The following is a 1,654-nucleotide window of genomic DNA, read 5'->3' as shown; positions in this document are numbered from 1 at the left end:
GAGCTGCGAGGAGAGCTTTCCGAGCTGCCCGGTGAGAGCCGTGCGCTCCCGGAGCAACTTCTCGAGCCGCCCACTGTGCGCGGCAAGCTGGTTTCGGAGGTCCGTGAGGACCCGCTCCGCGTTGGCGTCGAGCGGAGGAGGGGACGCCGGAGCGGCCTGCGGGGCGGGAGTCGCCAGAGGGGTGGGCGTGTTCTGCGCCAGTGCCGGCACTCCCAGGAGACCCACGGCCGCCAGAAGCAGCCAGGTGGAGCCCCACGTGAAATGTTTCACGCCGGATATCGGAGACATCGTTCCCCCTGCGCACGAGTTACCCGGCCTGGGCCGGGATGAAACGAGGCCGAAGCCCCGGTCCTTCACGAGCACTCAGGAATGCGGACGTCATGAACAGGTGATGTCTGACGGGGTCGTGACGTCGTCGATTCGGGCCTCCGCTGACAGGGCCCCTCGGCTCACGTGAGCGCGAAGGTGTAACCCGCGACGAGCCCGAGCGTCACGATGACGAACAGGGCCGTGAGTACCACCATGAGTCCCTCGTGTACGCGCTCGCGCTTCCCCACGAGCCCGAGCGCCAGGCACACCGGAAAGGCAATCATCACGAAGCGCGCGAGGGACTGGACGGACTGGGTGGACAGCGGGACGAGCAGGCCCACCAGCACGTAGGCGGAGAGCGCCCATCGCCTGCGCCGGGCCCAGAACCCCACCGCCCAGAACCCCACCAGCGAGGCGGCGAAGTTGAGCAGCTTGAAGTTCCAGGGCACGGCCACCTCCCAGGGTCGCCGTAGGTAGCTCCACAGCGGGCTCAGGAAGAACCCGGGAGCGCGTCCCCAGCGGACCTGGATGTCACTGAACGCCAGCGCGTTGCCCGTGAGGGCGTGCAGGAACGCGGCGAAGGCCAGCAACCCCACCGGCACGAGCAGCAGCCAGAGGGCATCGCGGCGAGGGCGTCCCGGCTTGCGCTCGAGGTACAGCAGCGCGAGCGCTGGCAACAGCAGCAGCCCGTTGGGACGCGTGGCCGAGGCGAGCGCACCCGCGAGGCCCGCGAGCCACATCCGCCCCGTGGCCGCCCCCCAGAAGCTCACGACGCACAGGAGCAGGAAGAGCGACTCGGTCGTGGGCAGCGAGAAGAAGATGCTCGTCGGCCACAGCGCCGTGTACAGGACGGCCCGGCGCGCCGCCGCTTCCTCCAGGCCGAGCGCCAGGGCCAGCTCATGGAGCAGCACGAGCCCGAGCAGCAGCAGCACCGTCGAGAGCACCATGCCCGTGACGCGCACCTCCCCCGTCACCTGCCCCGCCGCGCGCATGAGCAGCGGCATCAAGGGGAAGAAGGCCCAGTTGTGTTGCCGGGCCACGTCGAAGGGGACGGCCTCGTAGCCCTTCTCGGCGATGCCGACGTACCACTCGCCGTCTCCGCGCACCGCGAGCTCCGAGAGCGCGGGCCCCGCACCGGGAGCCAGCCCCTCGTTGCGCAACCCGGGCCAGGGCGGGCGGTTGGAGGGCACCGGCCCCACCAGCACGAGCGCGAGCACGAGGGCCCGGGAGACGAGGAAGGCCCACCCCGCCGAGCGCAGGGAACTCCAGTCGCCCCCGGTTTTCATGGGCGGGAGTCTACTGCTAATGGGTGCTTCCGAGTGCCTCCAGGCGCAGCACGCGGGCG

Annotated in this window: 2 protein-coding genes; both read right to left on the bottom strand. The window is 70.4% G+C overall.

Annotation, left to right across the window (positions count from 1 at the left end; translation table 11 throughout):
* Positions 1 to 270 (bottom strand): hypothetical protein (locus VF697_RS03205; RefSeq protein WP_331091989.1); only part of this gene is annotated, 270 nt, incomplete at its 3' end.
* Positions 271 to 449: 179 nt separating this feature from the next.
* Positions 450 to 1,595 carry a mannosyltransferase family protein gene (locus tag VF697_RS03200; RefSeq protein WP_331091988.1) on the bottom strand — a complete coding sequence of 382 codons (1,146 nt, stop codon included), beginning with the start codon at positions 1,593 to 1,595 and terminating at the stop codon, positions 450 to 452.
* Between the last annotated feature and the right edge of the window lie 59 nt (positions 1,596 to 1,654).

The sequence above is a fragment of the Archangium sp. genome, from assembly GCF_036388035.1.
Classification (GTDB): Bacteria; Myxococcota; Myxococcia; order Myxococcales; family Myxococcaceae; genus Archangium.
Note: the sequence above shows the minus strand (reverse complement) of the source record. Positions and strands in the feature narration are given on the sequence as shown.

Coding starts and splice junctions, on each gene's coding strand:
- VF697_RS03200 (WP_331091988.1), bottom strand. CDS start 1,595: ATGAAAACCGGGGGCGACTGGAGTTCCCTGCGCTCGGCGGGGTGGGCC.